Genomic DNA, 26527 nt, shown 5'->3' with positions numbered 1-26527 from the left:
GGCTCCTACATTAGGGAGAATAGACCCTGATCGTTGGATGTTGAACCACGGATGGACACGGATGGACACGGATTCCTTCTTAAATGCAGAAGAAATGTCGCTCATTTCCATCGTTCCTACCCGAAATCCGTCATTTTGGGAGAAGTCTCACCATCCCTTTCTTCATCTGTGTCCATCCGCGTCCATCCGTGGTTCTATTTCTCTCCCTAATGTAGGAGCTCTGCGGTTCTGCCTGGGAAATCTCCACTTGCATCCCGGGCCGGGCGTCCTGAATCTCCCGCCGCATGGCACGGGTTCTCGTGGGACTTTCAGGCGGGGTGGACAGCTCCGTGGCGGCGGCATTGCTGGTGGAGCAGGGGCACGAGGTGGCCGGCGGCTACATGAAGAACTGGATCAATGAGGAGGGCATCCCCGGGGACTGCCCGTGGGAGCAGGACATCGAGGACGCGAAGGCCGTGGCGAAGACGCTGGGCATCGAGTTCCGCGTCATCGACCTCATCGACTCCTACAAGGACCGCATCGTGGACTACCTGGTGGAGGGCTACCGCTCCGGCATCACGCCGAACCCGGATGTGTGGTGCAACCGGGAGATGAAGTTCGGCGTCTTCCTGGACTACGCCATCAGCCAGGGCTTCGAGTTCGTCGGCACCGGCCACTACGCGCGGAAGCGCATCCTGCCGGACGGACAGGCGGCCATCCTGCGCGGCGCGGACCCGAACAAGGACCAGAGCTACTTCCTTTCCCTGATGACGCAGTTCCAGGCGGCCCACGCCCTCTTCCCCACCGGGGAGATGCTCAAGCCGGAGGTGCGGGAGGTGGCCCGCCGCTTCGGCCTGCCAGTGGCGGAGAAAAAGGACAGCCAGGGCATCTGCTTCCTCGGCCAGGTGAAGATGAGCGATTTCCTGCGCCACTACGTCGCGGACAATCCCGGCGACATCGTCGATACGGAGGGCCGCGTAATGGGCACCCACCAGGGCCTGCACCTCTACACGCTGGGCCAGCGGAAAGGACACGGCGTCGCATCCCCCCGGGAGGGCATGGCTTATGTCGTCGTCGGCAAGGTGCCGGAGAAAAACCAGCTCGTCGTCGGCTGGGATCTTCCGGAGACCCATGGTCTTTATGCGAAGGAATGCGTGGTCGGCACCCTTTCCGCACTCAATGAACCTTTCGACAAAAAACGCCTGGTGGACGCGCAGCCGCGCTACCGCTCCAAGGCGGAACCCGCCGTGCTCGAGCCTCTGGACGATGGGAAAGTCCGGCTCACCTTCCGCCATCCCCAGCGGGCCGTCGTCCCCGGCCAGATCTGCGCGCTCTATGATGGCGGCAGGATGCTCGGTGGCGGCGTGTTCGAGACGGTGGAGTGAACCAGGAATTGCGCGAACGGAGCGCCGGCTTCAGCCGGCTTGGCTTCGCAAAGTCCGGATTCTCCGGGGCGGACGGAAAGTCCGCGCTCCCAGCGCCTCAAAGCCGCGACCTTTTCCTCCTTACGGTGAGGCCGGCGAATGCCAGACCCGTGAGGACGAGTGCGGACGGCTCAGGAACCGGCAACACGGCCTCCAGGGTGGTGCCATAGCGGATCTCGTCGATGGTCCCGGTGGATGAAAGCGAGAGGATGTGCAGGAAATCCGCGCTGTCGAAGCTGCCGTTGAAGGCTGATGTTGCGGAGGCCGTCGCCCAAGCCTCCGTCGCACCCTGCCCGACGGCGAGCGTCGCCAGATTTGACAGGCCGATGGTCCGGAGATTGAGGAACTGCGCCTGGCTCAGCACATAGAGGTTCCCGGTGCCGCCAGCGGCGCTGCCCACATTCGTGAAGGAACTGATGACGATGAACGTCTGGCCGGCGGGGATGGCGGTGCTGCCCACCGAAGGGTTGGAGACATCGAACAAGGTGGAATCATAGCTCACGGAGGCCTGCGTGCCGGTCCGGCTGTCCGCGAACGAGTTGAAGTAACCGCTCGGCTGGACGGTGGAGGTGCCGTTGATCCTCGTCACCAGCCCGGACCCGCTTGTGGTGGCGCTGGAGAAGCTCACCAGATAGCTGGAGTAAAGCGTGCCGCCCGTGGCAACCCCCGCGTGGTTCATGGCGATGCCGGAAAGCCGGACATCGGCTCCCGTGGTCAGTGCCCCACCGCTCGTCGCGAGACCTGAAAATGTGAGACCGGACGCAGTCAACTGGTGGCGGTTCGTGTAGGATGAGCCGTCCCAACTGCCGCTGAGGCCGATGCTATCCGTGCTTGCCGCCTTGCCATTGAGTTCGCCGGTACCATAGCCGGTGAATCCTTCATAGACCAGCAGGGCACCCTGGGAGAGCGGTGCCGTGGCCGACAGCACCGCCAGCATGCGGAGCGCGGAAGAAACTTTGCGGGAGGTTTTTTGGTGCATGGCTGAAAAGGATCAACGGAAGCCCCAGAGCCTTCCTGATTCCTTTCATCCTGACCATGGGGTGATGATACCACTTTCAGGGGGTGTCATCGGGCTGGCCCGTTCCATTCACGACCCGCCCCCTGGGGGGCCTTTACCATCTGGATTTTTTTTCCCGCGCTTTTTCCGGTGCAGTTCCCTGCATGGCGGACACTTGACACAATCCGCATTCACATTGAACCGGAGCACTTCGAACCAGTGCCGCTGTTCCTCTGCGAAGAAGATGAACGGCCGGGCGCAATCCCGGCAGGTTCTTTTCAGATCGAAATAGACCACATGGGGAAAACCGGCATGATCCTGCCGGGTGGGGGCGGCCCGGATGGCGGTCCACGGAATGCGGCTTTCAGGAGGGTGAATCCAGAACCGCGCAGTGTCGTCACCTTCCTCCGGATTCCATCCGGTGAACCTCGGTCCTTTTCCGAACAAGGGATGTTCCACATAGTCCTCATACTCCGGAGGCACTTCCAGGACGACGGGCGGGAGCATGGGGTCTGGCAGCTTCTGGTTCCGGCCCCAGCGTTTCTTCCACACCTCGACCAGAGCGCCGAAGTTCCCTTCATCGGTGAAAGATGGCTCGAAATTCCATGCGTCCATGAACGCCTTCACATCGCGCCAATCGAGGAAATCCACGCAGGCTTTCTTCGATGATTCCAATTGCAGGAGCGGGTCGAAAAATGAGTGTGCGATCGAACCGAGCAAGCGGTTGTCATCCGTATGCCGCATCGACCAGCGAATGAAGCCATAGGACCGCCTAAGGAAATCCTTGTCTCCGGAGCAGTGCGCCGCATCCGTCATATCCGCCAGTTCATCACACAGCATGCTGGCACTGTCGCATCTGATGGCTTCGATCTCCGGGAAGCACCGCGCCGCAAGCTCCAGCCACGATGCCAGATCGACCATGGGTTGTTCAGGCATGGGCTTCTTCATCCGGGTGGGGAATTGAGCTGGGAGAAGCGGTCAAATGACACGCTGGAAAAAGTTACCTGACCATGCGGCCAATGATAAATGGCGACCCGTAAGGGAGTCGAACCCTTCTTGCCAGAATGAAAATCTGGAGTCCTAACCGATAGACGAACGGGTCGTTGTCGCGGTGCGGCGGAAAAGAATCCTACCGCACGGCTGAGTGCAAGAGCTTAGTGACGGAATTTTTCCAAAGCACCCGATCAGGCGATCTTTCCGGACGCCGGCGGCCGGACCATCAGGAAATGGGTGCTGGTTTCCCCGTCCGTGGTGAAGCCCATCCGCTCATAGAGGAGGCGGACGGGATTCACTTTCAGGACTTGCAACCGGAGAGGGAGATTCCGTTCGTCCGCCTCCCATATGATGGAACGAATGATTTCCGTGCCGATCCCCCGGTTCTGGTGGGAGGGAAGGATCGAGATCCGGGCCAGAAAGAGATGGTCGGGATGAAGGTGGGTTTCCAGCGCGCCGATGTCCCCGCCGCCGCAGGACAGGATCGACAGGTGTTCCGGAGCGAAGGTTTTGTGGAAGTGGGCGTTCTGGAAGCCCTCATCCCAGCCCCAGGTTTTTTCCACGTATTCCCTCATCGTGGCAACGTGCAGATCCCACAGGAATGGCAGGTCACTCCCATCGGCCGGCCTCTGTCTTATCTCTTGGGATATGTCCATTCTGGTAGCCTGCATTGAAACGCTGTGGCCCGCCTAGCATCTCTGGGCGCATCCCGTTGCCCTTCCGTCCCGAAGATGGTCCGCTGCTGACACCCGCCGGAGATCCGGGCGTGTGGCGCTTTTTTCGGATGAAGCCGAAATAAATCACGATCAGCACCAGGAGGATCACGATGGAAACCACGTCGATCCATGAGAATTTCGCTGATTCGGACAACAACGGCAGCAGGACGCCGACCCAAGGGAGGCCGATGACAATCAACATGAGTTCCGACCTTTTCATCTGAATCTTCGATGGCGTAGGGCAAGCAAGGAGGAGAGGGAGGAGAACAGCCGACGACCGCATCAGAAGAAAAACCAGCTCCGCCGCTTCCGCTTGTATTTCCCGTCGCCGACGGAAAGCACCTTCATCTCCACGGTGGTGAGACCCTGGTCGTAGAAGCCGAGCTTCTTCGCGGCGCGGGGGGAGACGTCCAGCATGCGGCCCGCGATGAACGGGCCGCGGTCGTTGATGCGGAGTTTGACGGACTTCCCGTTGCTGACGTTGGTGACCTTCACCAGCGCGGGCAGGGGCAGTGTCTTGTGCGCGCCGATGAGGTGCCACGGCATGACCTTTTCCCCGAGGGAGGTGGTGCCGCGTTTCAGTCCGAGGAATTTCGACTCGTTGTACCAGGAACAGATGCCGGTTTCCTCGTGGTCCAGAGCCTGCTCGACGCTCATCGGCTGGTAGTGGCCGCCGCGGACGGTGTAGGATCTGGTCTGGTAGCCGTCATACCCGCCGGGGCGGGAGATGCAGGAGGGAAGTAGCAAAGGAAAGAGGACCGCGAGGGATAGCGCGGTCCTCTTTGAAAGGGAAGCTGCGGGCATGGGTTCACCGCTAACAGAAAACGCCGGGCAGGGCCAGCGTTCCGTCAGGGTCACTTCTGTTCGCGGATGATCTGGAGGGTGGCGGCCACCTTCTCCTTCATCTCCTTACCGGGCTTGAATTTGACGGCGGCACGGGCCGGGATCGGCACGTCCTTGCCCGGATCCTTCGGGTTGCGGCCGATCTTGGCGCGCATCTCGCGGACCTGGAAGGCACCGAAGTTCCGCATCACCACGGTGTCTCCGTGGGCGAGGGATTCGGTGATTTCATCGATCAGGGTTTGGACGACCTCGAAGACATTCTGCTGGGTGATTTCAATACCCTTGGCTCCAAGTTGATCGGTGATTTTGATGACGAGTTCTCGCTTTGTGATTGTGGCCATGGGACTTGCGGAAGTGGATGGTTCGGGATGCGCGGGGATTTTAGACCAAATAACCGGCCGGATGTCCCGCAAAATCCTCTCAATGCGATGCGTTTTCCGTGCCATCCGGCGAGGAATCATCATCCGTTGGTGGAGTTTTGCCCAAAACCACCGCGGAAGTGCGGAAATGCATCTTCGCCACCTTTCCCAGTGCGGCCTCCCCATGACGTGCAATGACTTGGCGTGCGGCGGCGACGACAGCGTCGGACGCTCCCAAGGGCAGATTGACCCCACCGGCATCGGAGGTCTTCTTCATCCAGTCCACGAACCGCTCCCGGGCGAGGATGGAGGCGGCGGCCACGGCGATGTCGGATTCGCCCTTGGTCCGTTGCTCCAGGGTCAGGGTGAGTCCCTTCGCCTTCAGCGCGCGCTGGAGGACCTCCGGGCGGGCAAACTGGTCGCTCAGGGCGCGGGGGCAGTCCGGACGGCGTTCCGCGAGTTTTTCGATGACCCGCGCATGGCCCCAGGCCAGCAGCCGGTTCAGGTTGCGGAAAGAAGCGTGCATCTCGTTGTAGCGCTCCGGGCCGATGGAGACCACCTCATGCAGGCAACCCGGCGTTTCACGGATGATTTGGGCGAGCTGGCGGATCTTCGCGGAACTGGTGATGCGCTTGGAGTCCATGATGCCCGCGTCCATCAGCCGGCGGGTGATGGAGGCGTCCGTATAGACCCCGGCGATGACCAGCGGACCGAAGAAGTCGCCCTTGCCGCTTTCGTCCACGCCGAAGTGGGGGGAGAACATTTCCGGCTGGAGCACCTCCTCGTAGCCCAGCTTCGCCTCGCCGAGGATCTCCGGCTCCAGCGTGAAGCGGATGAAATCCTCCGTCTCCTTTCCCTGGATGAGCACTTTCGGCCCCTTCCGGTACACCGTGACGTTGAGCTTCCCTTTCCGCGCGGAGTAGAGCGCGTGTTCCTTCGGCTCGAAGTCATAGCCGTCCCGCTCCAGCACCGCGCGCAGTTTTTCCGCCTGTTCCTGGGTGAGAGGGGCGGTGTGGCTGGTCATGGAAAAAAGATTCACGGGACGCCGCCGCCTATGCAAGAACGGATGACCAACGGCCGTTTCAGCAAATCGCTTGCAGAGCGAGCCGTGGATCCCTAACAAAAAACTCCAATGAAGGCCCTCCTACCCACCTGTCTGCTGGGCGCTGTCGCGCTCTTTGTCGTGGCACAGAATCCCGCCGGCGAACAACCGCCTGCCGGAGCCAACGAGAAAATCGCCGCCGCGCTGCCTGCGGAGGCCTATGCCAAGCCGAAGAAGGAGCGGAAACTGCTCGTCTTCTCGAAAACCGGCGGCTTCCGCCACGCCTCCATCGCCACCGGAAAGCTCGCCTTCACGGAGATGGGGAAAAAGACCGGAGCCTTTGAAACCGTCGTCAGCGATGACTTGGAGAATTTCGAGGCGGACAAGATCAAGCAGTTCGACGGCATCATGTTCCTGAGCACCACGATGAACCCGTTCCTGCCATCGAAGGCGGAGCTGGAAAAGCTCTCCGAGGATGAGAAGAAAGCGGCGGTCGCCGCGGCGAAGGAGAAGGAAGGCAAGCTCCGTGAGAACTTCATGGCCTGGGTGAAGGACGGTGGTGCCTTCATCGGCATCCACGCCGCGACGGACACCTTCTACGACTGGGCGGAGTATGGCGAGATGGTCAACGGCTACTTCGACGGACACCCGTGGAACGCCGGTACGCAAGTCAGCATCAAGGTGGAGCCGGGGCAGGAAAAGCATCCGCTGGTGGCCATGTTCGACGGCCAGAACGTCGATTTCAAAGAGGAGATCTACCAGCTCAAGGCCCCCTATGACTCCAGCAAGGTCCACATGCTCTTGCGCCTGGACCCGGAGAAGTCCGACATGAACGTGAAGGGCCTGAAGCGGGAGCACGACAAGGACTGGGGCGTCGCCTGGGCGCGCAACTGGGGCAAGGGCCGCGTCTTCTACTGCTCCCTCGGCCACAACCACGAGATGTACTGGCACCCGAAGGTGGTGCGCCACTACCTCGCCGGCATCCAGTGGGCGCTGGGCGACTACGAGGTCGAGGTGACCAAGTGACCGTCTTACCCGGGGGTAGCGGAATGGCTGCGCCATTCCGGGTGGGGAGATCCACGGGTTTCCCCGCCACTCCGCTTATTTGAAGGACGGCATCAAGGGCGCGGCGGGACCGTATGGTCGCACCGCATCTGCCCTGCCGTGATAGCGCGGCCGTCCCGGGAAAAACGCCGTCGCAAGCTGAAGTCGTGAGACTTCCGGCTGAGGGGAAGTCCCTTGGAGGACGGAGCGGGTTTGCCGGGGGAACGACGCCCGGAGTTTTGCGTGAGCCAATCACTCCCGAATCAACCATTATTAATATTGAGATTCATTCTCTTTAAGCTTGAAAGGGCCGGGATTCCAACTCTTGCTCGTGCACGTGAAATCACACTTTCTTCGCAACCTTCCCGCACTGGCACTGGCAATGGGCCTGACATCCGGGTCCGCCTCCGCGGCCATCGCCTACACGGAAACCTTCGATACGAACGCGAGTGGCTGGCTGACGGGTGCGTCCACCGCAGCCGCCTACTCCGCCACCGGTGGCGTGGGCAACTCGGGCTACATTTCCTCCACCACGACCTTCACTTCCGGAGCGACCGGGGCATTCGGTGCCCCTCCCCTGCAAATCCTGATGCGGGGCAACGCTGCCTCCGATGCCAGTAGTGACGCGTATGTGGGCAACTGGATCACTGCGGGGATCTCCTCCCTGACGGTTACCGTCCGGCACAACTACAGCGAGGCGCTGAACCTGTACGCACGGCTCGATGCAGGCGGTGGAGCCGCTGCCAGCCTGGCCAACCTGAGTGCCTACGCCGTTTTGCCCGACACCTGGACCACCATCACCATCCCGATCTTCGATTCGCCGGCCAGCTCCACCGGACCGTTCCTCTCCTACGGTGGAGCGGGAGCATTCGAGCCGGTGTTCAGCAACATCCAGAACGTCCAGCTCGGCTTCTATGTCCCGGCCAGCACGACGATCACCAACCTTGTCATGGATGTGGACACCGTCACCACCGCTGTCCCTGAGCCGGCATCCCTCGGTCTGGCCGCCTTCGCCGGAGCCGGATTCGTGCTTCGCCGCCGCCGCGCACGCGCCTGATCCACCCAAGCTCATCACGAGAGGAGCAAATCCCGCCAAGGGGTTTGCTCCTTTTCTTTTGGGCAGGAGCGCCGTCCGGCCAGGGCGTGCACCCTTCCAAAGGGTAGCGAAGGTCGTGAGACCTTCGGCTGGGTGGACGTCTGCTGAAAAAGCGACGCCTCATCCCTCTGGTGCCATCCTCTCCGCCGAATCTCTCACGAGATTCGCCACACCCCGGATTCCGTTCCATCACAGGTGTCATCTCCGCGATGTGCCCCCCTCCAAAACGAAGACGCCGGTCGGTTGACCGGCGTCCTGAAGCTTGGAGGAAGAACGGAGATGCCGGTCAGACCTTCATCAGGTCGGCTTCCTTGGCGACGGCGTGCTCGTCGATTTTCTTGGTGAACTTGTTGGTGAGTTCCTGGACTTCCTTTTCGAAATCTTTCTGGCCGTCTTCGGTGAGGAAGTTGTCGGCCTTCATTTTCTTGGCGGTGTCCATGCCGTCCTTGCGGGCGGCGCGGAGACGGACCTTCGCTTCCTCGGCCAGTTGCTTGATCATCTTGACCATGTCGCGGCGGCGTTCCTCGGAGAGTTCCGGGATGGGCACGCGGATGGAGCGGTCGGCGGCGGCGGGGTTGAGGCCCAGCTTGCACTCGCGGATGGCGCGCTCGATGTCGCGGGTGGTGGACGGGTCGAAGGGCTGCACCACCAGCATCCGGGGTTCCGGGGAGTTGATGACGGCGAGGCTTTTCAGCTTCGACACCGCGCCGTAGGCATGGACGTGGACGTCGAGGTTTTCGATGAGGGCGGGGCTGGCCTTGCCCGTGCGGACGCCGGCGAATTCGTGGATGAGGTAGTCCACGCATTTGGTCATCGCTTCTTCGACTTCGAGAATGGCTGTATCAGGGTCCATGATGTGCTGGTTGGGAAAAAATGGGATCACTCACCGTGCACCAGGGTGCCGATGGGCAGGCCGCGCAAGGCGTGGGAAAGGTTCCCCGCCGGGCCGAGATCGAAAATGATGATGGGGATGTGGTTGTCCATGCAGAGGCTGAACGCGGTGGCATCCATGACGCTCAGGCGCTTGGTGAGGCACTCCTGGAAAGTGACGGTCTCATAGCGGACCGCGTTCGGGTCCTTGCGTGGGTCGGCGTTGTAGACACCATCGACCTGGGTGGCCTTGAGGATGACATCCACGCCCATCTCACTGGCGCGGAGGGCGGAGGTGGTGTCCGTGGAGAAGAACGGGCTGCCGGTTCCCGCGGCGAAGATGACGACCTTGCCGTCCTCGAGCTGGCGCTCCGCCTTCCTGCGGATGAAGGGTTCCGCGACGTTCTTCATCTCGATGGCGGACTGCACCCGGCAACTGACGCCGTGATGCTCCAGGGCGCCTTCCAGGGCGAGGGCGTTCATGACGGTGGCCAGCATGCCGACGTAGTCCGCCGTGGCGCGGTCCATGCCGCGCGCGGAGGCGCTGGCCCCGCGCCAGAAGTTCCCGCCGCCGACGACGATGCCCAGCTCCAGACCGGTATCCACCGCTTCCTTGATCTCCAGGGCGATGCGATCGACGATCTCCGGGGAAATGTTGTCCGTGGAGCCGGGTTCCCGCAGGGCTTCGCCGCTGAGTTTGAGGATGGCGCGTTTGAAGGGACGGGGATCTTTCGAAGGTGAACTCATGCGATTCTTGTCTGCACAGAGAGAAGCCGAATCCACCCCTTGTTGGGAAGTGAAATCACGGGATCAATCGGGGGGTGGCGAATCTCGTGAGAGATTTGGCGGCGGGGAAATCCACGATGAACCGGAGCCGGTTTGTCGGGTGATCTCCACCCAGCCGAATTTTTCACGAAATCCGCTGCAAGGGATCAATTCGCCGGGCCGGGGTCGCCGATGGTGAACTTGGTCGCCAGGTCGGCCAGGGGCGCCTTGCCCTCGGTGGCTCCTTCGATGGCGATGGTGACAACGAGCGGCTGCGTCTGCGGGCGCTGGTATTCATCAAGGGTTTTCCGGATGGCGATAAGGGCCAGCCTCAACACCTGGCGGCTGGTCAGATCCACCTCCGGAGGGATTTCCAGTTCGGTGATGTCCAGGGTGACGATCAGCCCTTCCTGGGACATCCGGCCGTTGATGCCCACCTTGCAAAGCACCAGCAGGTTCGCCTCCGTGACCTTGTAGTTCGGATTGTTCGTCGGGATCTGGTGGGGCGTCTTGATGGAATCGATCAGCACCTCCGGAAACGCGCCGGTCAGCGCCATGGGCCGGGCCATGACGGATGCCTGGAGCGCCTCCCCGACGTCCATGATGACATCATCCCCGTCCGTGCCATGGAGGCTCAGCGGCTCGAAGACGGGGACGACCATGATGGTGGTGGCCACCGCACTGCCCGCCAGCAGCAAGGAGCAGAACAGGGTCTGGAAAAGCCGTTTCATCCCGCAACTTTGGACGACGTCCCCTCTCCCCGCGAGCCAAAAGAACGCAGCGTCAGAGGCGGATCTTTTCGCGTAGCGAAGCTCGTGAGAGCTTCGGCGGGGTGGATGGCACCTGATGGATAGGCGTTGGTTTCTTGATGGACGCCCTCACAGCCGAAGGTCTCACGACCTTCGCTACGCCTACCGGCGAATGGCTTGCAAATCCCCTTCCCCCGCCTTGTCATCAGGCCATGGATCATCTGGCCCTCGCCCGGAATGTCATCGGAATCGAAACGGAAGGACTGCTGCGCATGTCCCGGCGGCTGGATGACCAATTCATCGTCGCCGTGGGGCTGCTCCAGACCACCCTCGACAACCGCGGGAAGATCGTGGTGGTGGGCGTCGGGAAGTCAGGGAACATCGGCCACAAGATCGCGGCGACGCTGAACTCCACGGGGGCGACCGCCGTGGTGCTGAACTCCCAGAACGCGCTGCACGGGGACCTCGGCCTGATTTCAGACGGGGACGCGGTGCTGCTGCTGTCCTACTCCGGGGAGACGAACGAACTGCTGGACCTCATCCCTTTCATCAAGCGGTTCGACGTGCGGCTCATCGCGCTGACGGGCCAGCCGGACTCCTCGCTTTCAAAGCTGAGCGACATCACGCTGGACACCTCCGTCGAGCGGGAGGCCTGCCCGCTGAACCTGGCGCCGACTTCCTCCTCCACGGCCATGCTGGTGATGGGGGACGCACTGGCGATGGTGCTGCTGGAGGCGCGTGGGTTCACGGAGGAAGACTTCGCCCGCTACCACCCGGGCGGCTCGCTGGGCCGGGCGCTGCTCACCCGTGTGTCCGACATCATGCGCGGCGGGGAGGCCCTGCCGACGGTGGCGGAGGACGCGCTGGTGCTGGACGCGCTCATCGCCATGAACGCGGCGCGGGCCGGTGCCTGCCTGATCCTCACGCCGGACGGCTTCCTTGCCGGGATCTTCACCCATGGCGACTTCGCCCGCGGCTACCAGAAGGATCCCGCCATCGGGGAAAGGCCCATCGCGGGGCTGATGACGCGCCGCCCCATCACCGTGCAGGCGGACTCCCTGGCGGTGGAGGCGGTGAAGACCATCGGCCTGAACCGGATCGACGACATCGTGGTGCTGGGTGCGGATGGCAGGCCCGCCGGGCTGGTGGACACGCAGGACTTCGCCCGCCTGAAGATCATTTGAGCGCGCACCTTTCCATCATCGGCGGTGGCCCGGCCGGGCTGCGGGCGGCGGAGATCGCCTCATCTCGGGGTGTCCGCGTGACGCTGTTCGATGGCAAGCCATCGGTCGGGCGGAAATTCCTCGTCGCCGGAAAGGGCGGGCTGAACATCACCCACGGGGAGGCGCTGGAAAAGTTCACCACCCGCTACTCCGGGCCGCCGGAGTTCTGGCAGGAGATCATTTCCTCCTTCACCCCGCAGGACCTGCGGGAGTGGGCTGCGGGGCTGGGCGTGGAGACGTTCCAGGCGACCAGCGGGCGCGTCTACCCGAAGGCGCTGAAGGCGGCTCCCCTGCTCCGCCGGTGGATCGCGCGGCTGAAGGAGAACGGCGTGACGTTCGCGATGAACCACCGCCTCACCGGGATCGACCCGGGGTTCACCCTCCACTTTGAAAATGGCACGTCCCACGCGTGCGATGCGGTGCTGCTGGCGCTGGGCGGCGGGTCGTGGCCGCAGACGGGATCCGACGGCGGATGGATCCCCATACTGGAGCGGCTAGGCGTGCCGGTCACTCCGCTGCAGCCCGCCAACTGTGGCTGGGAGCATGCGTGGCCGGAGAAAGTCCTTCCCGCCATCGAGGGCGTGCCGCTGAAAAACATCCATGTCCATGCGGACGGAAAACCCGCGGTGGGCGAGCTGATGCTCACGCGCTACGGCGTGGAAGGCGGGGCGATCTATCAGCTCGGCGCGACGCTGCGCGGGATGGAAAGCCCGGCCATCGCCATTGATTTCAAGCCGACCTTCACCGCGGACGAACTCACGCGGAAGCTGACCCACGTGAAGCGGGACTTTCTGGAAGCGGCGCGCGTTTCCTGGAAGCTGCCGGACGCCGCGTGCGCCCTGCTTTCCCGCCGGACCTATGAAAGCGCCGCCGACCTCGCGGCGGAGGTGAAGCACCACGTCATCCCCCTCACCCAGCCCCGTCCCATCGCGGAGGTCATCTCCTCCGCCGGTGGTGTCCCCTTCCCCTCGCTGGACGGGAACCTGATGCTCCGCGACCACCCGGGCATCTTCCTGGCAGGGGAAATGATCGACTGGGAAGCGCCGACCGGCGGCTACCTGATGCAGGGCTGCTTCGCCACCGCGACGCGTTCCGCAGCCGCCGCAAGCGATTGGTTGAAACAATTCCGTTAATTGGTCAGTTTCCATCCACCTACCGTCCACTCCATGAAACCCATCCTCTTCAGCGCCCTCGGCGTCGCCGCCCTCATTTCCGCCTTCCAGATCACCAGCCAGAAGGCTTGGGCGAAGGAGACGGCCGCCGCCGGAACGGACAACACCGCCGCCCTGCAGAAAGTCTCCGCCGAGATGGCGGATGCGGCCAACGCCTTCCTCAAGTCCCTCGATGAGGAGCAGACCAAGAAGGCCCGCTATCCTTTCGAAGACAAGGAGCGCGACAACTGGAACTTCGTCCCGACGACCCGCAACGGCCTCCCGATCAAGGAGATGAAGCCGGAACAACGGGACCTCGCCCGCAAGCTGCTGGAGACCGGCATGAGCGCGAGCGCACTGGTGAAGATCGACACCATCATGGCGCTCGAGAAGCTCCTCGGTGAGATCGAGAACCGCCCGGACCACCGCGATCCGGAGAAGTATTTCACCACCATCTTCGGCGAGCCGTCCGCCGCGGGCACCTGGGGCTGGAGGTTCGAGGGCCACCACACCGCCGTGAACTTCACGCTGGTGGGGGGAAAGGTCATTTCCGCCACGCCGTCTTTCCTCGCCGCGAACCGTGCGGAGACCCGCGAAGGCCGCATGAAGGGCACCCGCCCGCTGGCTCGCGAGGAGGATCTGGCCCGCGCCCTGGCCACCCTCCTGCAGGAGGCAGGAAAGGCCGTGGTCTATACCGAAAAGCCGCCCGCTGAGATCCTGACCGGCAACGAACGGAAGGCCAGCCAGCTCGACCCCGTCGGCCTCCTTTCCACCGAGATGACCGACAAGCAGAAGGAAGGTCTTCTCACGCTCATTTCCGAATACGCCACCCGCCACCGCAAGGAGATCGCCGACAAAGACATGGCGAAGATCAAGGCGGACTTCGACAACGTCCGCTTCGGCTGGGCCGGCGGCCTGAAAAAGGGCGACGCCTACTACTACCGCGTGCAGGGCAAGACCTTCCTCATCGAGGCCTGCAACATCCAGAACGACGCCAACCACATCCACACCGTCTGGCGTGACTTGGAAGGCGACTTCGGCCGCGACGCCCTGGGCAACCACATGAAGGGCCACAAGGACGACCATTGAGATAGCCCCATTGCAATGGAGTAAGGAAGGAGGACACTCCTGTCCTCCGGCGGCATTGGCGAATGAAGGGATGGGTGGAGCCTATCCCCAAGGAGCCTTTGCCATGGGTTCCCATTGCAGCCGAGTAAGGAGGGAGGACACTCCTGTCCTCCGGCGGCATTGGCGAATGAAGGGATGGGTGGAGCCTATCCCTAAGGAGCCTTTGCCATGGGTTCCCATTGCAGCCGGAGGACAGGAATGGGAGCGCAGCGGACATAGCGGCTTTGCAGCAATGTCCTCCCTCCTTACTGCAGCATCGCCCGGAAACGCGGGAGGATCTTCTGGTAGAGCGAATTCTTCCCGCCGCGGGAAAGCTGGAGGCCGACAAGTTCCGAGTCCACATCCGGATCGGCGGGTGAGAGGGAATTCGCCAGATAGCCATCGGCCTGGATCTGGCGGGAGACGTGGCTGGCACCGGCTTCACGGCACACGCGGACAGTCACGTGTTCGGAGGCGATCTCCACTTTGCCCAACGGGGCGGATTCCGGATCGGAAATGAGGCGCGCGTTCACTTCGCCTCCTGCTTTCGGGCGGAACGCGAAGGCATCCGCGGTTGCGCCGGTCTGCTCCCACCCTGCCTGCACGGCCAGCCAGGCGAGCACCTGGAGGGCGGAGTTCCGGTGGTCCGGGTGGTGGATGATCTCCACGCGGTCCACCGAGGGCAGGGCGGCCTGCGCCACGGGATCGTCAAACAGGCCGGCGATGCCGACGCGGAACTGCCAGGAGCGGGTCCATGCGAGATCCTGCAGGATGAGGTCGCCATTCGCCTGCGCCGCCTCATTGATGATGGAGAAAGCGGCGGCGGGATCGGCCCATACGGAGCTGTCGATGATGAGGCGGTCCATCACGGCGACGAGCCGCTCGGTGAAGACGTCCGACAGCTCCCCCTGCCACCAGAAGATGAGCGGCAGGTCGGAGTTGAGGTGGGAAAAGACGGTATTACGGAAACGCCCGGTGACACGTCCGGTGAGGTGGAAGGCAACCTGCTCGCAGCAGATGGATTTCTTCCCGCCGGACAGATGGCAGTGCGCGGTGATCCATGCGCGCAGACTTGCCTGTGTGGTGCGCTTGTTGATCTCCACCAGGATGGCGCGGCAGGCGTGCTCGCTGGTCAGTTTCCGGATGATGCGGGAGTTTTCCACCAGCGAGCCCTCCCGCTCGCAGTAGATCGCGAGGTTCATCAGGGAGGCGTTCGTCTGTGCGTCGTCCTGCTCCCACAGCTTGCGGAGTTCCTTGTCGATCGAGCCGACAGGCACTTCGATTCCAAGTTCGGGGCAGGTTTCGGGTGTCAAAATCTCGCTCATATCAACGGTAAATATCTTTGCGGTGCCCGATTTTCACAACCAACACCACCAGCACTTCATTCCTGATTTCGTAAATGATGCGGTAGTCCCCCACACGGATGCGGTAGGCATTCTCGTCACCTGCCAGCTTCAGGCTCCCTGGCGGGTGAGGGTCGTCGGCGAGCTTCAGGATGGCAGCATCCACGCGCTGGGCCACGGCCGGTTGGAGCTTCAACAACTCCTTCCGGGCGGATCTGGTGAAATCAATGCTGTAAGAGCCCATTGGCGATCATTTCCTTGCGCACCTCTTCATAGGGCACGGTTGGCTCTTCACGGCGCTTGGCAAGCTCCGCCAGGTCCTCGAGATCCTCCATCAGTTCGTAATACTCCTGGATCGGGATCACGGCGGCGATTTTCTCGCCTTTCTCATCGACCACGAATTGGGTGCTCATACGGGCATATTAGCTGGAATGTCCCCACTCCGCAAGATCACAGCCTGCGCCACTGGAAGCCGTCCTGCTGGATGAGGGCGTCCGCTTCGCGCGGGCCCCAGGATCCGGCGACGAACTCAGCCATCGCTGGCGGGGTGTCCGACTGGTGCCAGGCGTGCTCGATGTGGTCGATGAAGCGCCATGCTTCCTCCACCTCGTCACGGCGGGCGAAGAGGGTGGCGTCACCGGCCATGGCGTCCAGCAGGAGGCGCTCATAGGCTTCCGGGCTGCTCTTGCCGAAGCTGGTGGCGTAGTGGAAGTCCATCTTCACCTGCTCCAGGCGGAGGCTGGTGCCGGGGATCTTCGAGACCATGCGGAGGGAAATACCCTCGTCCGGCTGGATGCGGATGACCAGCACGTTGCCGCCGGGGACTTCACCCTGCGCGCCGAACAGCACGCTCGGCGCGTCCTTGAAGTGGATGGAAATTTCGGTCGACTTCTTCGGCAGGCGCTTGCCCATGCGGATGTAGAACGGCACGCCGCTCCAGCGCCAGGTGTCCACCAGCAGGCGGACGGCAACGTAGGCCTCCGTCTGGGAATCCTTTGGCACGCGGTCTTCCTCACGGTAGCCGGGCACTTCGTTGCCATCGACATGACCGGCGGTGTACTGCGCGCGGACGACGTTCGCGGCGACCTTTTCCGGGGTGTCCCACTGGCGGAGGGAGCGGATGACCTTCACCTTCTCATCCCGCACGCCATCGGCGGTGAGGTCGGTCGGTGGCTCCATGGCGACGAGGCTGAGGAGCTGGAGGAGGTGGTTCTGCACCATGTCACGCAGCGCGCCGGACTTGTCATAGTAGCCGCCGCGGCCGCCTTCCATTCCGAGGTTCTCCGCGCAGGTGATCTGGATGTGGCTGATGTATTTGCTGTTCCAGAGCGGCTCGAAGATGGAGTTGGCGAAACGCAGCACCATCAGGTTCTGCGCGGTCTCTTTTCCGAGATAGTGGTCGATCCGGTAGGTGGCGCTCTCGTTGAAAGTGGCGTTCACCACCTCGTTGAGGTGCTTCGCGGTGGCCAGGTCGGTGCCGAACGGCTTTTCGACGATGACACGCGCCCAGCAGCCGTCCTTCGCTTGGTTCAGCCCGGCGTTCTTCAGGTTGATGAGGATCTCATCGAAGAACTCCGGCGAGGAGGCGATGTAGAAAAGACGGTTCCCCTTCCCTCCGCGCTCTTGGTCGATGGCGTCCAGCCGCTCAGCGAGGCGCTTGTAGCCGTCCTCATCATGGAACTCCGACTGGTGGTAGTGGATGTTCTCCGCCAGCGTCGCCCAGACCTCGTCATTGTGACCGGAACGGGAAACCTTGCGGTTCAGCTCCTCCAGACCCGCACGGAACTCCTGGTCCGACTTTTCCCGCCGGGCGAAGCCGACGATCTTCACGCCCGTCGGCAGTTCGCCGTCGATGGCCAGGTTATAAAGGGCGGGCACCAGCTTGCGGTGCGTGAGGTCGCCGGTGGCACCGAAGATCACGACGGAACATGGCTCCGGGCGTGAACGGGCGACGAGGTCTTCTCGGAATGGATTCATGGAAGAAGTTGAGAGTTGAAAGTAAGGGGTTGAGAGAAAGAGGAAGAAGGTGAAGGACAAACCTGGGCCTGTCTCTCAACACTCATCCATCCACTCTCAACTTCCCATCACCACGGCAGCGGGAAGGCGCGGTTGAACGCGAATACCCGCTCGCGGATTGCATGCAGTTTTTGCACATTCGCATGATCCGACAAGGCTTCATGGATGAAATCGGCGACGGTCTCGACATCAGCCTCTTTCATGCCGCGGGTCGTGACAGCCGGGGTGCCGATGCGGATGCCGCTGGGCTTCATCGGGCTGCCGGTGTCGAACGGGATGCCGTTCTTGTTCACGGTGATGCCCGCTTCGTCGAGCGCATGGGACGCTTCCGCGCCGTTGAGGCCCTTCGGACGGAGGTCCACCAGCATGAGGTGGTTGTCCGTGCCGCCGGAGACGATGCGGAAGCCATGGGAAGCAAGACGGGCGGCCAGAGCCTGCGCGTTCTTCACGATCTGCTGGGCGTAGTCCTTGAACTCCGGCTTGAGCGCTTCGCCAAGGCAGACGGCCTTCGCGGCGATGACGTGCATGAGCGGTCCGCCCTGGATGCCGGGGAACACCTGTGAGTCGATCTTCTTCGCGAACTCCTCCTTGCAGAGGATGATGCCGCCGCGCGGTCCGCGCAGGGACTTGTGCGTGGTGGAGGTGACGAAGTCCGCGTGCGGCACCGGGTTCGGGTGGACGCCCGCGGCGACCAGACCGGCGATGTGCGCCATGTCCACGAAAAGGTAGGCACCCACCTCGCGGGCCAGCTTGCCCATGCGCTCGAAGTCGATCTCGCGCGGGTAGGCGGAGGCACCGACGGTGATGAGGGCGGGCTTCAGGTCGCGGGCGGTCTTTTCCAGCTCCGCGTAGTCGATGCGCTCATCCTCGGCGCTGACGCCGTAGTGGGTCACATCATAGAAGCGGCCGGAGAAGTTCGCCTTGTGGCCGTGGGTGAGGTGGCCGCCGTGGGCCAGGTCCATGGTGAAGATCTTGTCGCCGGGCTTCAGCACGGAGAAATAGACGGCGGTGTTCGCCTGGGAGCCGGAGTGCGGCTGGACGTTGGCGTGCTCCGCACCGAAGAGTTCCTTCGCACGGTCGATGGCCAGTTGCTCGACGACATCGACGTTCTCACAGCCACCGTACCAGCGCTTGCCGGGGTAGCCTTCGGCATACTTGTTCGTCAGCAGGGAGCCTTGCGCCTCCATGACGGCCGGGGAGGCGAAGTTTTCGGAAGCGATGAGCTCGATGTTGTTCCGCTGGCGCTGCTCCTCACCGACGATGGCGGCGTAGAGGGCGGGATCGTTCGCCTGGATGCGGCTGCCGGAGGACTGGATGACGCGGGCCTCATGGCGGCCACCCTGGAAGGAGGCGGAAAGGAAGGCGTCCACCATGGTGACGGCTTCGTCAGCGGAGGTGCTCTTGCCGGAGAAACAGAGGACGTTCGCGTCGTTGTGCTCGCGGGTGGTCTGCGCCTCTTCCACGCTGCGGACGACGGCGGCGCGCACGTGGCGGTGGCGGTTCGCCGCGATGCTCATGCCGATGCCGGAGGTGCAGGCGAGGAAGCCGACGTCAAAGGTTCCGTCCGCCACGTTGAGAGCGACGGCATTGGCATAGTCAGCGTAGTTGCAGGACTCGGTCGTTTCCGTGCCGAAGTCCTTCACTTCGTAACCCTTGCCCGTGAGGTGGGCGACGAGGGCGTTCTTCAGTTCCAGCGCGCCGTGATCGGCTCCGAGGGCGATGCGTAGTGTGGCTTGGCTCATGGGGATGGGGCGGGGATTCAAATGTGCGGAAGCGCGTTTGGAAACCGGAAACTTCCGCGCCGGTCCATTCCCCTCCCCCGCGCCCGCCGCTACTTCGCGCAGGACGACCAACCTAAAATCATGATTCACTCATTATCAATCCATTGCATCATGAAATCTTCCGGGGATATTCGGAAAATTGATGATGATCATTCAAACTTGGAGTGATGGATTCCATCCGCCGCCGCGGGGCGGACGGATCATTTTCCCGGCAACGTACGCGAATACGATTCCATCGGCCGCCCGAGGAGAAACGCGAGATCCTGCACGAAGGCCACCCGCTTCCCGTCATCGCACGGCTCGATGGCATTGAGAACGCGGCGTTCCGCCTCATGCTGGTCCTCGTCGGTGAACTCCCTGCCCAGCCGCTCCTGCCATTCTTCGATGCCGAGCCTTTCGATGTCCTCATCGATCTGCCGGTCCCACACGGGGCCGTCATAGTAGGAGCGGAGCCACTCCAGCAGCGGCTGGATCTCGGAATCAGGCAGGGCGGTGATCTGGGATTTGATGTTTTCGGTCATAATCGGCGGCGAACCGCCACCAGCGGCTCGCGCACCGTCCGGCGCATGCCGTCCTCACCATCGTCACCCATCCATGAGATCGAGTGCCCGCCGGTTCCGTGGTGCTGCTTCACGGAAAGGCGCGGAAGCTTTCCGGAACGGAGGAACTCCGCGGCGGCCAGGCGGTTGGACCTCAGAACGGTGGAGGGAAGATCAGGGGGAGGATGACCGGACATTTCCCCTTATTCCACCATACCCGTCAATGGGGGCGGGAGAGCTCCTATTACGAATCTTTTCAACAAATCCCTTCAAACCCCCGTCAAAAGATTCCTTTTGCCGAAAAATTAGAAAATCACAGCAAAGATTAATATCCACCAATCAGAAATTTGACAACCAAAACAATACAACACCCCATCACTTACCTATAATAATCATTTTCCACAAATCACCAAGATAAGTCAAAAAAGGAGCAACAAATAGAAACCATAATATTGGCTTAACCCTCTTTCTCCTATTCATCGCCCTCCAACCATTTACGGGACCTGTTTGAATCTCCATTACAGGGTAGGCAAGATTCATATAAAGCAACAAAGCAAACCCCACAAAAACACCCACCAACCCAACAAAACTCTCCAAAACAGAATAAACCTTTAAATATTGCTCATCCAAAATCTTTCCAGCCATAAATCTCCCCAAACGAACAAAGAGGAATACACACAGAACAATAAGAACAACACTTACAACCCAATGAAATCTCCAATAAAGGCCTGAGTTAGATTTATGATTACTCAAAAGCTTGTTTATTTTCGCATGCGTCAATTGCACCCAATCCTCATCATGACCCGATATTTTTATATAATTCCAATGAGAGCTATTTCCATTATTCAACTTTAATTCGATTTCTCGAGTAGGCTTACCACGATCAAATCGAAGAGATATGTTCTCAATCGAATTTTCCAGCATCTTCCCTAAATGCTTGGGTGGCTCATCCACGAATACGGCAGTATCCGAATCTTCAGAAATATGAAGGCTGTATCTTTGCCTCAATCCGTCTTTGGCAGAAGGATCGAATCCTTCCGACAAACTCTCAATAAGATCCTTCAGGGATTTTTCCGTAAAAACCAAGTTTTTCAGGGGTATATTCTTGGAGAGAGCCATTTGAATAAGTTGAAGATAAATCAATGAAAACTTGCCGTTATAAAGATTGAAAGATCTTTCTTGAGCCTACTCGGCAGCGAATTCTCCAGCCTTCCCGTATATTTGACCACACTCCCGCTCCACTTTCTTGCCACGAGCATCAACCGTGGTCGGATACTTCAGCACCGGCAGCTTTCCGGCGGCAACTATCGCTTGCCGCTCGGCCGCCCCGATCTCTGGCCGGCTTTGGACGAGTGGCTCACCTTTCCGACCAGAAGCTCCTTCGGCGTCTGCGCCAAAAAGCCAGCCCGCGACAACCCTTGGGCTGACGCCAGAACCCTTGCCGAGCGCATCGTCTCCGCAAGTTTCCTGTGGCTTTCGGTCTTCGCTGCCATCGCCTTTCAAATTAGGCACATACTGCCCAACGGTCGAGCCGATTTCCAATGTAAAATTCGGTGCGTTCGGTCGGGCGGCGGCGATTCCAAGGGGGAAGCCGTGGGATTTCCCGGCTTGCGTGTCACGGAGATGGATGGAGCGCTGGCTTCAGCCGGCACGGTGGGGACGCTGGATTCTCCGGGCCGGCTGAAGCCAGCGCTCCGTTGGATTTCCCACAGTATCAGCTACCCCACCCGGCACAGCGCGACGGCTTCGCGCAGGCCTGCCATGGGATCGCCGGTGGGGATGAACTCGTGGCCGACCCAGCCGGTGTAGCCGAGCTCGACGAGCTTCTCCATCAGCGGCGGGTAGTTGATCTCCTGCCGCGGGCCGATCTCGCCGCGGCCGGGATTCCCCGCGGTGTGGATGTGGCCGAGGATGTCCTTGCACGACTCCAGCCGCCGGATGAGGTCGCCGTGCATGATCTGCACATGGTAGAAGTCGAAAAGGAGCTTCATGTTCGGGGAATCGACGGCACGCACGATGTCCGCGCAGTCGTCGAGCTGGTCACCCTGATAGCCGGGGTGGCCTTTCATCTCCTCCGCGACCCGGCTGTTGAGGTGCTCCAGCAGGAGGATGACGCCCTTTTTCTCCGCGTGGCCGATGACCTTGCGGAAAGCCTCCACGCAGTTCCTTTTCCCCTGCTCCAGGGTGACAACGCCGCCGCCCTGGGCGGTGGTGTCCGCGAATCCGGTGAAACTCAGCACGGCGGGATTCCCCCGGTCCGCGCATTGGTCGATGCGTTCATGGATGGCTTTCAGGTTCTCATCCCAGAAGGCGGGCTGGTTCATCCCTTTCACGAAGCCATGGGCGGAAACGTAGGCGCACTTCAGCCCGTGGCGTTCCAGCAAGTCCCAGTCCTGCGGACCGACGCCCTCGACACTGCCGCAGCCCAGCTCCAGGGCGGCCTTCACGGTGTCCTCCAGTTTCCACTTCGCGCCGCGGGCGAAGCACCAATGCACGATGCTCTGGCGGATCTTCCCCATCCCCGGCTTCGGCGTGTCCTCCGCCCGGACGGCGGGGATGGCGGAAACACCGGCAGCGGAGGCCAGCAGCTTGAGGGCGGAGCGGCGGTCGGTCATGACCGGCTCAGATCATGCCCAGCTTCATCTTCCCTTCCTCGGAGATCATTTCCTGGTTCCACGCGGGATCCCAGACCAGATCGACCTTCGCATCATCGATGCCGTCGATGGTCATGATCTTCGCCTGGGCGTCCGCGGCGATGACCGGCCCCATGCCGCAGCCGGGGGCGGTGAGGGTCATCTTCACCAGTGCGGTCGTCTTTCCGTCCGCTTCCTCCAGGATGCAGTCATAGACCAGGCCGAGGTTCACGATGTCCACGGGGATCTCCGGGTCATACACGCCTTTGAGCTGCGCCCATACCTGTTCCTCCAGAGGGGCGTCCTTCAGGCGAACGGCCTCCGCCTGCTTTTTCTTCTCCTCCTCCATGTCGATGCCGAGGGCATCGGAGTCCTGGGAAGAAATGCGGGCGAGGCCTTGGGAGGTGGCGACCGTGAAGGTGCCACCCAGCCGCTGGGTGATGAAAACCGGCGTGCCGACAGGAAGGATCAACGAGTCCCCGCTGGGAATCTGGATGGCTGGAACCTCGCGTGTCAGTGTGATCTCCTCGTGCATGGCGGGAGTAAAAACCAGCCCCGCCCACCCGGCAAGGGATCACTTCAGCGATTCTTCGGCATGGCGGAATGAAAATCCAAACCGCGAATGAACACCAATGGACGCGAATTTACCGCGGATCGGGGTTCGGTGGTGATGCTTTCCATCCGGAAAATCCCCCCTCCACAGCGAAATCCGGCATCAGCCCATCTTCCATTCGTGTTCATTCGCGTCCATTCGCGGTTGGATTCCCGAAATGAGGCCTACCCTGATTCTCCACCTGTTTCCAAGTGACAGAACCCGGCGGCGGATCTACGTTTCCTCTGCGGGGATGTTGGAATTTCTACAAACACACTGGCGGGACGGCATCGAGATCCTCGTGCTGGCGATCTGTGTGTACCAGATCTACCGGGCGTTCCGGAACACCCGCGGCGCGCAGATCCTCGTCGGCCTGGCGTCCATCCTCATCGCCCTGACGCTGATCTCGCAGCTTTTCCAGTTCCAGGTCATCGGCTTCATCATCACGCGGGCGGCGGCGGTGCTGGCCTTCGCGCTCATCGTGATCTTCCAGCCGGAACTGAGGGACGCGCTGGCCCGCCTGGGCAGCAAGCGGATCTACCCGTTCTTTACCAGCAAGGGCCGCGTCGCCCTGTTCGAGCGGTTCTCGGATTCCGTGGTCAACCTTTCGAAGAAGCGCATCGGCGCGCTGTTCGCCATCCAGCGGGGCATCAGCCTGAAGAAGCACCTGGAGACGGGCGTGGTGCTGGACGCAAGGTTCTCGCCGGAGCTGGCGATGGCGGTCTTCCACCCGAAGGCACCGCTGCATGACGGCGGCATGATCATCGCGGAGGACCGGGTGGCGGGCGCGGCCTGCGTCTTTCCCGTAACCCAGCGGGAAATGCACGACCGCTCCACCGGCCTGCGTCACCGCGCCGCCATCGGCGTGACAGAGGAGACGGACGCCGTCGCCGTCGTCGTCAGCGAGGAAACCGGCGGCATCTCCATCTGCATCGACGGGAAGCTCGAACGGAACCTGACCGAAAAGCAATTCCGCGACCGCATCAACGAACTCTTCATCTCACGCAAACCTGCCAATGAAACTGAATCCACCGAAGCACTGGCTGGCGAAGCTCCTGTCACTGGGACTGGCAGCCGCGATATGGTTTCTGATTAAGGGCCACCTGGAGGTCGGCCCCGTGGATACCAGCAACGCGCCGAGGGCGCGGATGATCACGGAGTGATGCCGGTGCCAGCCTTCCTCAGTATTCCTCTTCCTCCTCATAGCCCGGCACGGGCGGGATGAGATCCTCCCGCATGAGCAGGCGGCCGAGGTCGAGGTCCGGCAGCAGGTCCGCCGCCGTGTTCTTTACCACCGCCGTATAGGGGGTGATGCGGTCCAGCTCCGCGATGGCGCAGTGGACCATGGAGGAAATGATGTCGGAGTCGTAGCGTTCGCGCTCGAACAGGTTGGTGATGCGGAAGACGAGGAACTCGCGGTCCATGTCATACTCGAACCCACCGAGCGTGAGCTGCTTGTTCGCGCGGGCCAGCAGTTCCAGCACGGCGGGCAGGTGGTCCTCATCCAGCGCGAGGCGGGACTCCGTGACAATGCTCAGCGCGTTGAGCTGCGGATACGCCTGCGCGATCAGGGCGACGCGGGTGTGGTGCGCGTCGAAGCCGGCCTGGAGCACGTCCCTGCCCTCCACCAGTTCACAGTGCCAGCCGTTGCCGCCGAAGCATTCTTCAACGGAGAGAATTTGTCGCGAATGATGGCGCATGGGAGGTCGTCAGGGAAAAAGTTTCGTCAGGCACGGGATACGCGCCCGGAGATGGCTTTGGCAAGCAACACGCGGCGGTTCCGCAGGATGGGAGAGAGGGAAAGGTGGATGCCGGAGGTTTTCTCCGCATCGTGGTGCAGGGTCAGCCGGGACAGCTCCGGGTCCACCTCCGCGCCGTGGATTTCCTGCCAGAGGACCAGGCGCATCGATTTCTCCGGCTTGAAGAACGGGAAGATCTCCACGCCGAGAGGGGTGAAGATGAGGTAGGCGTGCCGCGTCATGCGGATGGCCAGGCGCGCCGCCAGCCACGCCAGCGCGAGCGGCGCCAGCGCCCACGCCGGATGGGGCACGGCGGGGTTGACGTCACGGTAAAGGGAGCTGGCCAGCAGGGTCACGGCCACCGCCACCAGCACCGCCGCGGCGATCCAGTATGGCACGGCCTGCCCGGCCCGGGTGAAACGCAGCTCTTTCTCCGGGGACTGGATCTTGTCAGGCATCTGGTTGGTTCGCGCGGAAGCCGGCCACGGCGTCCTCCGCCGCACCCAGTTCCTTCACGAAACGTTCCAGATCCAGCGGGTCCTGTCCAACCTGCGGTTCACGTTCCCATACGCCCAGCAGGGAGAACATCCTCTCCAGGCCGAACATGGCGGCCCCGCCCTTGCAGCGGTGGAAGTCCTCCGCCAGCCTCGGCAGTTCCCCCGCCGCGAACAATGACGGCCAACCGGCCAATCTCATCCGCACATCGGCGAAGTATTCCTCCGCAAGTTCGAAAAATCCGGGCAGATCACCGCAGGCCATCCGTTCGAAACGGACGACATTGAGGATCGGGCTGCTGTCAGCAGAAGTGGAATGAGTCATGGGAAGGTCTCCCGGGGCGGTGAAGCAACAGGATAGGTGCGAGGAAGTTCAGGTATCTTAACCAGAACCGGCCCTCCTGCCATTACGCGATCATGTATGTGGCCGGGGTGGCGGAAGTCCCAGGGGGCCGCCGCGCCCGCCAACCTCACCCGCCCCCTACCCTTTCTTCAAAATCTCCGCCCGCAGGCGGTCCGCCAGATCCGTCTTCCCAACCGCTTCCGCCAGCGCGAGACGCACCTCCAGCACGCCGTCCGCGGCGAGTTCCTCATGGCTCATCGCCGCAACGGCGGCGGCCGCGCTTTCGAAATCCCCGATGGCGACCGCTCCTTCCGCCTGCTCCAGCAGGGAGACGGTGCCCGGTGGCAGGGGTTTTTCCCGATAGACCGCCCAGCGCGCGTGGTCCGGCAGGCGCTCCGCACCGGGACCGTCCACCTGGTCCAGATAGACGAACTCCTCCCCTTCCTTCACCCGCCGCCAACTGTTCAGCCCCACCACGATGACCAACCCCAGAACCACGAAAGATCCTTCCAGCAGGAACGGCGTGGACAAAAACCCGGCGATGACACCCAGCCACTCCCCGAACAGGCCGGGAACATACCGCCACCCGATCAGCAGCGTGAGCACGAACACGGTGATGATCCCCAGGATCACCGCCCCGATCAGGATCTGTTTGCTTCTACCCGCTTGCTCCTCGGTCATTTCCGGAG

31 protein-coding genes and 1 tRNA gene are annotated in these 26527 nt (G+C 62.0%); 7 read left to right on the top strand and 25 right to left on the bottom strand.

All coding sequences use genetic code 11. The features are described 5' to 3' along the window. Positions 1-284: 284 nt before the first annotated feature. Positions 285-1364 (top strand): tRNA 2-thiouridine(34) synthase MnmA, encoded by a 1080-nt coding sequence (gene mnmA / locus KF712_00305; protein ID MBX3739399.1) that lies wholly within the window; start codon positions 285-287, stop codon positions 1362-1364. A 97-nt stretch (positions 1365-1461) separates the two neighbouring features. Here mnmA and KF712_00300 read toward each other — a convergent pair whose 3' ends face one another. From KF712_00300 to KF712_00265, 8 genes are all read right to left on the bottom strand, one after another. Next, positions 1462-2382, bottom strand: a complete 921-nt coding sequence (locus KF712_00300) for a PEP-CTERM sorting domain-containing protein (protein MBX3739398.1) — start codon at positions 2380-2382, stop codon at positions 1462-1464. A gap of 108 nt (positions 2383-2490) precedes the next feature. After that, positions 2491-3336: a zinc-ribbon domain containing protein gene (locus tag KF712_00295; protein ID MBX3739397.1), complete on the bottom strand. Its 846-nt coding sequence runs from the start codon at positions 3334-3336 to the stop codon at positions 2491-2493. Positions 3337-3427: 91 nt separating this feature from the next. Continuing rightward, positions 3428-3502: transfer RNA gene (locus KF712_00290), tRNA-Glu, on the bottom strand. A gap of 82 nt (positions 3503-3584) precedes the next feature. Then, positions 3585-3956: a GNAT family N-acetyltransferase gene (locus KF712_00285; protein ID MBX3739396.1), complete on the bottom strand. Its 372-nt coding sequence runs from the start codon at positions 3954-3956 to the stop codon at positions 3585-3587. Between the two features lie 46 nt (positions 3957-4002). After that, positions 4003-4329: a hypothetical protein gene (locus tag KF712_00280; GenBank protein ID MBX3739395.1), complete on the bottom strand. Its 327-nt coding sequence runs from the start codon at positions 4327-4329 to the stop codon at positions 4003-4005. 62 nt (positions 4330-4391) lie between these two features. After that, the gene (locus KF712_00275; protein MBX3739394.1) at positions 4392-4913 is read right to left on the bottom strand and encodes a septal ring lytic transglycosylase RlpA family protein; all 522 of its coding nucleotides are present in this window, start codon (positions 4911-4913) and stop codon (positions 4392-4394) included. Between the two features lie 50 nt (positions 4914-4963). Further along, positions 4964-5293 carry an integration host factor subunit beta gene (locus tag KF712_00270; protein ID MBX3739393.1) on the bottom strand — a complete coding sequence of 110 codons (330 nt, stop codon included), beginning with the start codon at positions 5291-5293 and terminating at the stop codon, positions 4964-4966. 79 nt (positions 5294-5372) lie between these two features. Continuing rightward, positions 5373-6335 carry a ribonuclease HIII gene (locus tag KF712_00265; GenBank protein ID MBX3739392.1) on the bottom strand — a complete coding sequence of 321 codons (963 nt, stop codon included), beginning with the start codon at positions 6333-6335 and terminating at the stop codon, positions 5373-5375. A 108-nt stretch (positions 6336-6443) separates the two neighbouring features. Between KF712_00265 and KF712_00260 the strand changes: the two genes are divergently transcribed. Then, positions 6444-7379, top strand: coding sequence for a ThuA domain-containing protein (locus KF712_00260; GenBank protein MBX3739391.1), 936 nt, complete (start codon positions 6444-6446; stop codon positions 7377-7379). Between the two features lie 355 nt (positions 7380-7734). Next, entirely contained in the window at positions 7735-8454 is a 720-nt protein-coding gene (locus tag KF712_00255) for a PEP-CTERM sorting domain-containing protein (protein ID MBX3739390.1), read from the top strand. Positions 8455-8779: 325 nt separating this feature from the next. Here KF712_00255 and frr read toward each other — a convergent pair whose 3' ends face one another. The 3 genes from frr to KF712_00240 all read right to left on the bottom strand — a co-directional run bounded on the left by frr (position 8780) and on the right by KF712_00240 (position 10859). Then, positions 8780-9346, bottom strand: a complete 567-nt coding sequence (gene frr / locus KF712_00250) for a ribosome recycling factor (GenBank protein MBX3739389.1) — start codon at positions 9344-9346, stop codon at positions 8780-8782. 26 nt (positions 9347-9372) lie between these two features. Then, positions 9373-10110: a UMP kinase gene (gene pyrH / locus KF712_00245; protein MBX3739388.1), complete on the bottom strand. Its 738-nt coding sequence runs from the start codon at positions 10108-10110 to the stop codon at positions 9373-9375. A 185-nt stretch (positions 10111-10295) separates the two neighbouring features. Beyond that, entirely contained in the window at positions 10296-10859 is a 564-nt protein-coding gene (locus KF712_00240; protein MBX3739387.1) for a hypothetical protein, read from the bottom strand. Positions 10860-11089: 230 nt separating this feature from the next. Here KF712_00240 and KF712_00235 point away from each other — a divergent pair, with 230 nt between their 5' ends. The 3 genes from KF712_00235 to KF712_00225 are packed head-to-tail and all read left to right on the top strand — an operon-like array spanning position 11090 to position 14340. After that, on the top strand, positions 11090-12061 hold the full coding sequence (locus KF712_00235; protein MBX3739386.1) for a KpsF/GutQ family sugar-phosphate isomerase: 972 nt from the start codon (positions 11090-11092) through the stop codon (positions 12059-12061). Then, the gene (locus tag KF712_00230) at positions 12058-13233 is read left to right on the top strand and encodes an NAD(P)-dependent oxidoreductase (GenBank protein MBX3739385.1); all 1176 of its coding nucleotides are present in this window, start codon (positions 12058-12060) and stop codon (positions 13231-13233) included. Before KF712_00235 ends, KF712_00230 begins: the two co-directional genes overlap by 4 nt. Positions 13234-13266: 33 nt before the next feature. After that, a complete protein-coding gene (locus KF712_00225) occupies positions 13267-14340 on the top strand; it encodes a DUF3500 domain-containing protein (GenBank protein MBX3739384.1) in 1074 nt (357 codons plus the stop codon). A gap of 284 nt (positions 14341-14624) precedes the next feature. On the opposite strand, the gene KF712_00220 is transcribed toward KF712_00225, so the two are convergent. From KF712_00220 to sufT, 10 genes are all read right to left on the bottom strand, one after another. Then, entirely contained in the window at positions 14625-15683 is a 1059-nt protein-coding gene (locus tag KF712_00220) for a glucose-6-phosphate dehydrogenase assembly protein OpcA (GenBank protein MBX3739383.1), read from the bottom strand. 1 nt (position 15684) lies between these two features. Continuing rightward, complete coding sequence (locus KF712_00215; protein MBX3739382.1) at positions 15685-15897, bottom strand: type II toxin-antitoxin system RelE/ParE family toxin; 213 nt, start codon at positions 15895-15897, stop codon at positions 15685-15687. A gap of 28 nt (positions 15898-15925) precedes the next feature. Continuing rightward, positions 15926-16114: a hypothetical protein gene (locus KF712_00210; protein ID MBX3739381.1), complete on the bottom strand. Its 189-nt coding sequence runs from the start codon at positions 16112-16114 to the stop codon at positions 15926-15928. 37 nt (positions 16115-16151) lie between these two features. Next, the gene (gene zwf, locus KF712_00205; GenBank protein MBX3739380.1) at positions 16152-17678 is read right to left on the bottom strand and encodes a glucose-6-phosphate dehydrogenase; all 1527 of its coding nucleotides are present in this window, start codon (positions 17676-17678) and stop codon (positions 16152-16154) included. 107 nt (positions 17679-17785) lie between these two features. Beyond that, positions 17786-19459 carry a serine hydroxymethyltransferase gene (locus KF712_00200; GenBank protein ID MBX3739379.1) on the bottom strand — a complete coding sequence of 558 codons (1674 nt, stop codon included), beginning with the start codon at positions 19457-19459 and terminating at the stop codon, positions 17786-17788. A 239-nt stretch (positions 19460-19698) separates the two neighbouring features. Then, complete coding sequence (locus KF712_00195) at positions 19699-20019, bottom strand: hypothetical protein (GenBank protein MBX3739378.1); 321 nt, start codon at positions 20017-20019, stop codon at positions 19699-19701. After that, on the bottom strand, positions 20016-20234 hold the full coding sequence (locus KF712_00190) for a hypothetical protein (GenBank protein ID MBX3739377.1): 219 nt from the start codon (positions 20232-20234) through the stop codon (positions 20016-20018). Before KF712_00190 ends, KF712_00195 begins: the two co-directional genes overlap by 4 nt. A gap of 178 nt (positions 20235-20412) precedes the next feature. Continuing rightward, entirely contained in the window at positions 20413-21156 is a 744-nt protein-coding gene (locus KF712_00185; protein ID MBX3739376.1) for a hypothetical protein, read from the bottom strand. A gap of 599 nt (positions 21157-21755) precedes the next feature. Next, the gene (locus KF712_00180; GenBank protein ID MBX3739375.1) at positions 21756-22652 is read right to left on the bottom strand and encodes a TIM barrel protein; all 897 of its coding nucleotides are present in this window, start codon (positions 22650-22652) and stop codon (positions 21756-21758) included. A 7-nt stretch (positions 22653-22659) separates the two neighbouring features. Continuing rightward, positions 22660-23205, bottom strand: coding sequence for a putative Fe-S cluster assembly protein SufT (gene sufT, locus KF712_00175; GenBank protein MBX3739374.1), 546 nt, complete (start codon positions 23203-23205; stop codon positions 22660-22662). Between the two features lie 310 nt (positions 23206-23515). Between sufT and cdaA the strand changes: the two genes are divergently transcribed. Beyond that, on the top strand, positions 23516-24358 hold the full coding sequence (cdaA, locus tag KF712_00170) for a diadenylate cyclase CdaA (protein ID MBX3739373.1): 843 nt from the start codon (positions 23516-23518) through the stop codon (positions 24356-24358). Positions 24359-24443: 85 nt separating this feature from the next. Here the strand turns inward: cdaA and KF712_00165 are convergent, their stop codons facing one another. From KF712_00165 to KF712_00150, 4 genes are all read right to left on the bottom strand, one after another. Then, a complete protein-coding gene (locus tag KF712_00165) occupies positions 24444-24962 on the bottom strand; it encodes a YbjN domain-containing protein (protein ID MBX3739372.1) in 519 nt (172 codons plus the stop codon). Positions 24963-24988: 26 nt separating this feature from the next. Beyond that, on the bottom strand, positions 24989-25459 hold the full coding sequence (locus tag KF712_00160) for a hypothetical protein (protein ID MBX3739371.1): 471 nt from the start codon (positions 25457-25459) through the stop codon (positions 24989-24991). Then, complete coding sequence (locus KF712_00155; protein ID MBX3739370.1) at positions 25452-25820, bottom strand: Hpt domain-containing protein; 369 nt, start codon at positions 25818-25820, stop codon at positions 25452-25454. Before KF712_00155 ends, KF712_00160 begins: the two co-directional genes overlap by 8 nt. A 156-nt stretch (positions 25821-25976) precedes the next feature. Then, positions 25977-26519 (bottom strand): hypothetical protein, encoded by a 543-nt coding sequence (locus tag KF712_00150; protein MBX3739369.1) that lies wholly within the window; start codon positions 26517-26519, stop codon positions 25977-25979. Between the last annotated feature and the right edge of the window lie 8 nt (positions 26520-26527).

This window comes from Akkermansiaceae bacterium, from assembly GCA_019634595.1.
Lineage (GTDB): Bacteria > Verrucomicrobiota > Verrucomicrobiia > Verrucomicrobiales > Akkermansiaceae > Luteolibacter.
The sequence above is the reverse complement of the archived record's forward strand: the minus strand, read 5'-3'. Positions and strand labels throughout refer to the sequence as shown.

Bases quoted from the DNA above. Each gene is read 5' to 3' on its own strand.
- KF712_00300 (MBX3739398.1), bottom strand. From the start codon at position 2,382: ATGCACCAAAAAACCTCCCGCAAAGTTTCTTCCGCGCTCCGCATGCTG.
- frr (MBX3739389.1), bottom strand. From the start codon at position 9,346: ATGGACCCTGATACAGCCATTCTCGAAGTCGAAGAAGCGATGACCAAA.
- mnmA (MBX3739399.1), top strand. From the start codon at position 285: ATGGCACGGGTTCTCGTGGGACTTTCAGGCGGGGTGGACAGCTCCGTG.
- KF712_00150 (MBX3739369.1), bottom strand. From the start codon at position 26,519: ATGACCGAGGAGCAAGCGGGTAGAAGCAAACAGATCCTGATCGGGGCG.
- KF712_00295 (MBX3739397.1), bottom strand. From the start codon at position 3,336: ATGCCTGAACAACCCATGGTCGATCTGGCATCGTGGCTGGAGCTTGCG.
- KF712_00180 (MBX3739375.1), bottom strand. From the start codon at position 22,652: ATGACCGACCGCCGCTCCGCCCTCAAGCTGCTGGCCTCCGCTGCCGGT.
- KF712_00200 (MBX3739379.1), bottom strand. From the start codon at position 19,459: ATGAGCCAAGCCACACTACGCATCGCCCTCGGAGCCGATCACGGCGCG.
- KF712_00280 (MBX3739395.1), bottom strand. From the start codon at position 4,329: ATGAAAAGGTCGGAACTCATGTTGATTGTCATCGGCCTCCCTTGGGTC.
- zwf (MBX3739380.1), bottom strand. From the start codon at position 17,678: ATGAATCCATTCCGAGAAGACCTCGTCGCCCGTTCACGCCCGGAGCCA.
- KF712_00240 (MBX3739387.1), bottom strand. From the start codon at position 10,859: ATGAAACGGCTTTTCCAGACCCTGTTCTGCTCCTTGCTGCTGGCGGGC.
- KF712_00185 (MBX3739376.1), bottom strand. From the start codon at position 21,156: ATGGCTCTCTCCAAGAATATACCCCTGAAAAACTTGGTTTTTACGGAA.
- KF712_00190 (MBX3739377.1), bottom strand. From the start codon at position 20,234: ATGTCCGGTCATCCTCCCCCTGATCTTCCCTCCACCGTTCTGAGGTCC.
- cdaA (MBX3739373.1), top strand. From the start codon at position 23,516: ATGTTGGAATTTCTACAAACACACTGGCGGGACGGCATCGAGATCCTC.
- KF712_00265 (MBX3739392.1), bottom strand. From the start codon at position 6,335: ATGACCAGCCACACCGCCCCTCTCACCCAGGAACAGGCGGAAAAACTG.
- KF712_00270 (MBX3739393.1), bottom strand. From the start codon at position 5,293: ATGGCCACAATCACAAAGCGAGAACTCGTCATCAAAATCACCGATCAA.
- pyrH (MBX3739388.1), bottom strand. From the start codon at position 10,110: ATGAGTTCACCTTCGAAAGATCCCCGTCCCTTCAAACGCGCCATCCTC.
- sufT (MBX3739374.1), bottom strand. From the start codon at position 23,205: ATGCACGAGGAGATCACACTGACACGCGAGGTTCCAGCCATCCAGATT.
- KF712_00160 (MBX3739371.1), bottom strand. From the start codon at position 25,459: ATGCCTGACAAGATCCAGTCCCCGGAGAAAGAGCTGCGTTTCACCCGG.
- KF712_00155 (MBX3739370.1), bottom strand. From the start codon at position 25,820: ATGACTCATTCCACTTCTGCTGACAGCAGCCCGATCCTCAATGTCGTC.
- KF712_00195 (MBX3739378.1), bottom strand. From the start codon at position 20,019: ATGACCGAAAACATCAAATCCCAGATCACCGCCCTGCCTGATTCCGAG.
- KF712_00260 (MBX3739391.1), top strand. From the start codon at position 6,444: ATGAAGGCCCTCCTACCCACCTGTCTGCTGGGCGCTGTCGCGCTCTTT.
- KF712_00225 (MBX3739384.1), top strand. From the start codon at position 13,267: ATGAAACCCATCCTCTTCAGCGCCCTCGGCGTCGCCGCCCTCATTTCC.
- KF712_00235 (MBX3739386.1), top strand. From the start codon at position 11,090: ATGGATCATCTGGCCCTCGCCCGGAATGTCATCGGAATCGAAACGGAA.
- KF712_00165 (MBX3739372.1), bottom strand. From the start codon at position 24,962: ATGCGCCATCATTCGCGACAAATTCTCTCCGTTGAAGAATGCTTCGGC.
- KF712_00275 (MBX3739394.1), bottom strand. From the start codon at position 4,913: ATGCCCGCAGCTTCCCTTTCAAAGAGGACCGCGCTATCCCTCGCGGTC.
- KF712_00210 (MBX3739381.1), bottom strand. From the start codon at position 16,114: ATGAGCACCCAATTCGTGGTCGATGAGAAAGGCGAGAAAATCGCCGCC.
- KF712_00220 (MBX3739383.1), bottom strand. From the start codon at position 15,683: ATGAGCGAGATTTTGACACCCGAAACCTGCCCCGAACTTGGAATCGAA.